Here is a 6,550-nt window from a genome sequence, read left to right as displayed (position 1 = left end):
AAGCGTTTATTTTCGCTTTTCTCTGCCGAAGTGCCCGGAGGCGCCTCGCTGACCGGCCGGCTTATTCGCCGTTGTTCCGTGTCAGTGGAGGCGCATTATAGGGAGTTATTCGGAGCTGACAAGCGTTAAATGCAAAAAACTTTCCAAGCGCTTATTTTGCAGTCTTTATGCCTGTTTTGCCGCCGATTTGCTGGTTAATTGTGCAATTTCTCGCGCAAATTCACTTACGCGTGACCAGTCGGTATAAACCACCTCTTTACGCGTATCCGTTTCCCCTCCGGTCATCTTCATAATCAGGCGGATCATGATCCGGTCGTACCAGGAGTAGCGTGGGTAGCGAAGGGCACCGGCAAACACCGCACAGCGATCCGGCTGCCAGGGTGAGTTCAATAAAAACTTACGCGTATAGCTATTAGTTTGCGGCGAGCTCTTCTCTGGTTTGCGCGCCACAAGGTTAACGGCGTAAAAGGCACTGGGCAGCGCATTAAGGTGCTGTAGATGCTTTTTCACAAACCTATCCACGGCCGGATGAAAGTGACCATAGCGAATCGATGCCCCAATAACCACGCGGTCATACTCCTCCCATGCGATAGATTCTGTACGGTTAAGGTTAACCACATCGGAATAGACGCTGAGCTCGCTCAGTTCAGAGGCGATACTGGAGGCGATCTCACGGGTTTGCCCGTCACGGGTGGAGAATAGAATCAACGTTTTCATAGCGTGTTCCCTTATTCGCGCCAGAACGTTGGGGTAAAGAGTACCAGCAACGTAAAGACTTCAAGACGACCAAAAAGCATGTTGGCGATGAGGATCCACTTCGCCACCGGGTTCATGCTGGCAAAGTTATCTGCCACCACCCCAAGACCCGGCCCAAGGTTGTTCAGCGTCGCCACCACGGAAGCAAAGGCGGAGAAGTCATCTACACCCGTGGCGATAATCGCCAGCATGCTTACGATAAAGACCAGTGCATAGGCAGAGAAGAAGCCCCACACCGCCTCGAGGATACGCTCCGGCAGCGCGCGGTTCCCCAGCTTGATGCTGTACACCGCGTTAGGATGCACCAGACGTTTCAGCTCGCGGTTGCCCTGCTTAAACAGCAGCAGGATACGAATGACCTTCAGTCCCCCGCCGGTGGACCCCGCCATGCCGCCGATAAACGCCGAGCAGAGCAGGAGCACCGGCAGGAACAGCGGCCAGCGCGCAATGCTGTCGGTAGTAAAGCCGGCGGTCGTTGCCATCGACACCACCTGGAAGAACGCCTGGTTTAGCGTAGTGACCGCCGAGTTGTAGACATCGTGGAACCAGAGTACCAGGGTGCAGATCACCACCAGCGTTAGCTGCACACCGATAAACATTCTGAACTCAGGATCGCGCCAGTAGACCTTCAGGTTCCGCCCGCTCAGTAGGGAGAAGTGCAGACCATAGTTACAGCCGGAGATCAGCAGGAAGATAGCAATAATGGTGTTAATCGTTGGGCTGTTGAAATAGCCCACGCTGGCATCGTGGGTGGAGAAGCCGCCAATGGCGATGGTAGCAAAGCTGTGTCCAATGGCGTCAAACGCCGGCATACCCGCAAACCAGAGCGCCAGTGCGCAGGCCACGGTCAGCAGAACATAGATAAGCCACAGCGTCTTTGCCGTCTCGGCAATACGCGGGCGCATCTTATTATCCTTCAGCGGGCCGGGCATCTCCGCACGGTAAAGCTGCATTCCCCCAACGCCAAGAATAGGAAGAATAGCCACGGCCAGGACGATGATCCCCATCCCGCCGAACCATTGCAGCATCTGGCGATAGAAAAGAATACCGTGCGGCAAGGAATCCAGCCCCACCAGCGTAGTCGCCCCGGTGGTCGTCAGGCCAGAAAAGGACTCAAAGAAGGCGTCGGTCACCGTCAGGTTGGGACGCTCAGAGAAGATAAACGGCAAGGCCCCCACGCTGCCCAGCACCGTCCAGAACAGGACGACAATCAGGAAGCCTTCCCGCGACTTCAGTTCGCTCTTCTCCCGGCGGTTAGGCCACCACAGCAGGGAGCCGATCGCCAGCGCCACAAAGAACGTTTGGGTGAATGCACGCCCCGCGCCGTCCCGATAAATCAGCGCAACCAGTCCAGGCAGGATCATCGTTCCGGAAAACAGTATCACCAGCAGTCCAACGATTCGGGTAATGGCGCGAAAATGCATCTCTGCCGCTTCCTTAGGTATCCAGATAAATGAGGTGGGGATTATTCTTTAATGGCTGATAATTGCAATGAACCACGACTAAAATCTGCCAGCCGGACGGAAAACTCGCTCAGCCTGGCGCGGGGAAGCGCCACCCGAAGCTGCACGACCGCCTGATAGTCGCTGGTGACGATCTTCCCCTCGAACTGACCCAGTAGCGCTTCTACGCCAGCGAGCTGGGCATAATCACAACACAAAGTATATTCGGTCAGCGGTAATTTGCGGAGTGTGGTGAGCTGATTAAGCGCACGCTGTACGCCGCCGCCATAGGCTTTGACCAGCCCGCCGGTGCCTAACAGAATGCCGCCATAGTAGCGCACCACTACAGCGGTGATCTCACCGACGCCGCTGCCCATCAGCTGGGCCAGCATTGGCTTGCCCGCCGTGCCAGCCGGTTCACCATCGTCGGAGAAGCCCAGCTGCTGCGAGTCGTCCGGCGGCCCGGCCACCCATGCGACGCAGTGGTGTCGCGCCTCCGGGTGTTCCGCCCGTACGGCGCTGACGAAGGCTTTCGCCGCCTCTACGCCGTCGGTGTGGGCCAGCAGCGTAATAAAGCGGCTCTTTTTGATCTCCTCAACGAAGGTCACCGGCGCAGCCGGTATCAGCCAGCTCTCCATCAGGCCAGCTTCAGATCTCGGGTCATGTTCTCCACGCCGTTCTCGTGGATCACCACGTTATCTTCGATACGGATCCCGCCGAACGGCTTCAGCGCTTCAATTTTCTGCCAGTTGAAGTGCTTGCTGAACTCGCCTTCACGCCACGCGTTCAACAGCGAGTCGATGAAGTAGATACCCGGCTCAATGGTCAGCACCATGCGCGGCTGGATTACGCGGGTGCAGCGCAGGTAAGGATATTTTGCCGGCGCGGCCAAATGCGTACCGGTGTCATCCTGCATAAAGCCAGCAACGTCATGCACCTGAAGGCCCAGCGGATGGCCGATACCGTGCGGCATGAAGGGGCCGGTGAGATTGTTCTCTACCATCGCTTCTTCGCTGATGTCGGTAACAATCTGATGACGACGGAGCAGCTTCGCAATGCGCTGATGGAACTGCAGGTGATAGTCGATATAGCTCACCCCCGCTTTCATAGTGCCGATCAACGCCAGCTGCTCGTCGTTGACATCTTTGATCAGCTGCGCAAAGTCGTTATCGCCATTGGCGGCCCAGGTCCGGGTCAGATCCGCGGCGTAGCCGTTATACTCGGCGCCAGCGTCCAGCAGGAAGCTGCGCATCTCAGCGGGCGCGCGATGATCCAGCCTGGTGTAGTGCAGCACGGAAGCGTGCTCGTTGAGCGCAACGATATTGCTGTAGGGCACGTCGGTATCGCGGTGGCCGGTGGCGGTCAGATAGGCCACGTTGATGTCAAATTCGCTCATACCGGAGAGAAACGCCTCGTGCGCTGCGCGGTGGCCCATCACTGCCGTCTTCTGCGCCTCTCGCATACAGGCCAGCTCGTAGTCGGTCTTATAGGCGCGATAGTAGTGCAGGTAGTCAATCACCCCTTTCGGGTTGATATTCTCGGCTTTGATCTCCAGCTGCAATGCGCGCTCTGTCACCGGGCCGATGTAGGCGATATTGCCCCGTGCCGCAGGCAGCTGGCTGGCGATACCGTCTGCTTTTGGCAGGGCAATAATCTCGATCTCTTCGGTCCAGAACGAGGTCGGCAGCGGCTCGACGTTGTGCCAGTAATCTACCGGCAGGTAGAACCACAGCTTGGGCTTGTTGACACCATCCACCAGCAACCAGCAGTTGGGAACCTGAGTAACAGGTACCCAGGCTTTAAACTGCGGGTTGACCTTAAAGGGGTACGGATGGTCATCAAGGAAGATGTTGAACAGCTCGCCGGAGTGAATCAGCAATGCGTCGAGCTTAAAGCGGGCCAGTACGTCCCGGGCACGTTCCTGTAGGGTAACGATATGATCTTTATAAAGCGCAGCCAGTGAGTCCATGATTTTCCCTTCTGGTTTAGACGGCAATTCTCGGCATCTTAACATACCCGGTAACGCCTGCGTGTTTTCCGTTTAGCGTGATCGCCTCAGCAACTTTTTAAACTCTCATTTGCATTTTATTAACATAATAACCACACTCCGTCTCATCTGGTAAGACCAGTAACCCTGCTGGATTCAGGAGACTGACATGCTCTACAAAGGCGATACCCTATACCTCGACTGGCTGGAAAACGGCATTGCTGAACTGGTGTTCGCGGCCCCCGGCTCGGTCAACAAGCTCGATACGGCGACGGTGGCGAGTCTCGGCCAGGCGCTGGACGTGCTGGAAAAAAGTCCCGACCTCACCGGGCTGCTGCTGCGCTCCGACAAAGCCGCCTTTATTGTCGGCGCGGACATTACCGAATTCCTCTCTCTGTTCCAGGTTCCCGAAGAGCAGCTTAGCCAGTGGCTGCACTTCGCTAACAGCGTCTTTAACCGCCTGGAAGATCTTCCTGTTCCCACAATCTCTGCCGTTAACGGCTATGCGCTGGGCGGCGGCTGCGAGTGTGTGCTCGCCACCGACTATCGTTTAGCGACGCCAGATCTGCGTATTGGCCTGCCGGAAACCAGACTGGGGATTATGCCTGGCTTTGGCGGCTCGGTGCGCATGCCGCGTCTGCTGGGAGCTGACAGCGCGCTGGAGATTATTGCTGCTGGCAAAGACGTAGGCGCTGAACAGGCGCTGAAAATCGGCCTCGTCGATGGCATCGTAGCGGCGGAAAAACTGCGCGATGGCGCGCTGGCCGTTCTGCGTCAGGCGATAGAGGGCGATCTGGACTGGCGCGCCAAACGCCAGCCGAAGCTGGAGCCGCTGAAACTCAGCAAGATTGAAGCCGCCATGAGCTTTACCATCGCCAAAGGCATGGTGATGCAGACCGCAGGCAAGCACTACCCCGCCCCGCTGACGGCGGTGAAAACCATTGAAGCGGCGGCCCGGTTTGGCCGTGATGAGGCGCTGGCGCTTGAGAACCAGAGCTTTGTCCCGCTGGCCCACACCAACGAGGCCCGCGCGCTGGTAGGCATCTTCCTGAACGATCAGTATGTCAAAGGTCAGGCCAAAAAGCTGACCCAGAACGTCGAGACCCCGAAGCAGGCGGCCGTGCTGGGCGCAGGCATTATGGGTGGCGGCATCGCTTACCAGTCGGCATGGAAAGGCGTGCCGGTGCTGATGAAAGATATCAACGACAAATCCCTGACGCTGGGTATCAGCGAAGCCAGCAAGCTGCTCAATAAGCAGCTTGAGCGCGGCAAGATTGACGGTTTGAAGCTGGCGGGCGTCATTGCCACTATCCATCCGACCCTCGATTACACCGGCTTTGATCGCGTCGACGTAGTGGTGGAGGCGGTCGTCGAAAATCCTAAGGTGAAAAAAACGGTGCTGGCCGAGACTGAACAGAAGGTACGCCCGGATACGGTGCTGGCCTCAAACACCTCGACTATCCCTATTAGCGAGCTGGCCAGCGTTCTGCAACGCCCAGAGAACTTCTGCGGCATGCACTTCTTTAACCCGGTACACCGCATGCCGCTGGTAGAGGTGATCCGCGGCGAAAAAACTTCGGAACAGACTCTCGCCAAAGTGGTCGCCTGGGCGAGCAAAATGGGCAAAACGCCTATCGTCGTTAACGACTGCCCTGGCTTCTTCGTCAACCGCGTCCTGTTCCCCTACTTTGCCGCCTTCGGCCAGCTCCTGCGCGACGGCGCGGACTTCCGCCGCGTGGATAAGGTAATGGAAAAGCAGTTTGGCTGGCCAATGGGCCCAGCTTATCTGCTGGACGTGGTGGGCATCGATACGGCGCATCACGCCCAGGCGGTCATGGCCGCTGGCTTCCCGGAGCGGATGCAGAAGGATTACCGCGACGCCATTGACGTACTGTTCGACGCGGGCCGCTTTGGACAGAAAAACGGCCAGGGCTTCTGGCGTTATAAAGAGGACAGCAAAGGCAAGCCGAAGAAAGAGGAAGATGCTGCCGTTGACGGCCTGCTGGCAGAGGTTAGCCAGCCGAAGCGCGACTTCTCTGACGAGGAGATTATTGCCCGCATGATGATCCCGATGGTCAACGAAGTGGTGCGCTGTCTGGAAGAGGGCATTATCGCCAGCCCGGCTGAAGCCGATATGGCCCTGGTCTACGGCCTTGGCTTCCCACCGTTCCACGGCGGCGCATTCCGCTGGCTCGACACGCAGGGCAGCGCCAGCTATCTCGATCGAGCGCAGCAGTTCGCCGCCCTTGGCCCGCTCTACGCCGTGCCGGACGGCCTGCGTGAGAAAGCGCGCCATAACGAACCCTATTATCCTCCCGTTGCGCCAGCCCGCCCGGCAGGCGTTCTGAAATCGGCTTAAGGAGTC

General features: G+C 57.7%; 5 protein-coding genes. 1 reads left to right on the top strand and 4 read right to left on the bottom strand.

Going from position 1 to position 6,550, the window contains the following annotated elements; all coding sequences use genetic code 11:
• Window positions 1–165: 165 nt before the first annotated feature.
• Genes hemG through pepQ form a run of 4 tightly spaced genes read right to left on the bottom strand, consistent with a single transcriptional unit; the run spans window position 166 to window position 4,167 of the window.
• Entirely contained in the window at window positions 166–717 is a 552-nt protein-coding gene (gene hemG / locus NR795_RS20395; RefSeq protein ID WP_144819238.1) for a menaquinone-dependent protoporphyrinogen IX dehydrogenase, read from the bottom strand.
• Between the two features lie 11 nt (window positions 718–728).
• The gene (trkH, locus tag NR795_RS20390) at window positions 729–2,180 is read right to left on the bottom strand and encodes a Trk system potassium transporter TrkH (protein WP_257759196.1); all 1,452 of its coding nucleotides are present in this window, start codon (window positions 2,178–2,180) and stop codon (window positions 729–731) included.
• A 41-nt stretch (window positions 2,181–2,221) separates the two neighbouring features.
• Window positions 2,222–2,836 (bottom strand): IMPACT family protein, encoded by a 615-nt coding sequence (locus tag NR795_RS20385; protein ID WP_257759195.1) that lies wholly within the window; start codon window positions 2,834–2,836, stop codon window positions 2,222–2,224.
• Entirely contained in the window at window positions 2,836–4,167 is a 1,332-nt protein-coding gene (gene pepQ / locus NR795_RS20380) for a Xaa-Pro dipeptidase (RefSeq protein WP_257759194.1), read from the bottom strand. Before pepQ ends, NR795_RS20385 begins: the two co-directional genes overlap by 1 nt.
• A 187-nt stretch (window positions 4,168–4,354) precedes the next feature.
• Here pepQ and fadB point away from each other — a divergent pair, with 187 nt between their 5' ends.
• Entirely contained in the window at window positions 4,355–6,544 is a 2,190-nt protein-coding gene (fadB, locus tag NR795_RS20375; RefSeq protein ID WP_257759193.1) for a fatty acid oxidation complex subunit alpha FadB, read from the top strand.
• The last annotated feature ends 6 nt before the right edge of the window (window positions 6,545–6,550 follow it).

The sequence above is a fragment of the Pseudescherichia sp. L3 genome (assembly GCF_024656065.1).
Lineage (GTDB): Bacteria > Pseudomonadota > Gammaproteobacteria > Enterobacterales > Enterobacteriaceae > Pseudescherichia.
The sequence above is the reverse complement of the archived record's forward strand: the minus strand, read 5'-3'. Positions and strand labels throughout refer to the sequence as shown.

What these genes read in the sequence shown, in the direction of transcription:
- hemG (WP_144819238.1), bottom strand. Translation starts at nt 717, where the DNA reads ATGAAAACGTTGATTCTATTCTCCACCCGTGACGGGCAAACCCGTGAG.
- trkH (WP_257759196.1), bottom strand. Translation starts at nt 2,180, where the DNA reads ATGCATTTTCGCGCCATTACCCGAATCGTTGGACTGCTGGTGATACTG.
- NR795_RS20385 (WP_257759195.1), bottom strand. Translation starts at nt 2,836, where the DNA reads ATGGAGAGCTGGCTGATACCGGCTGCGCCGGTGACCTTCGTTGAGGAG.
- pepQ (WP_257759194.1), bottom strand. Translation starts at nt 4,167, where the DNA reads ATGGACTCACTGGCTGCGCTTTATAAAGATCATATCGTTACCCTACAG.
- fadB (WP_257759193.1), top strand. Translation starts at nt 4,355, where the DNA reads ATGCTCTACAAAGGCGATACCCTATACCTCGACTGGCTGGAAAACGGC.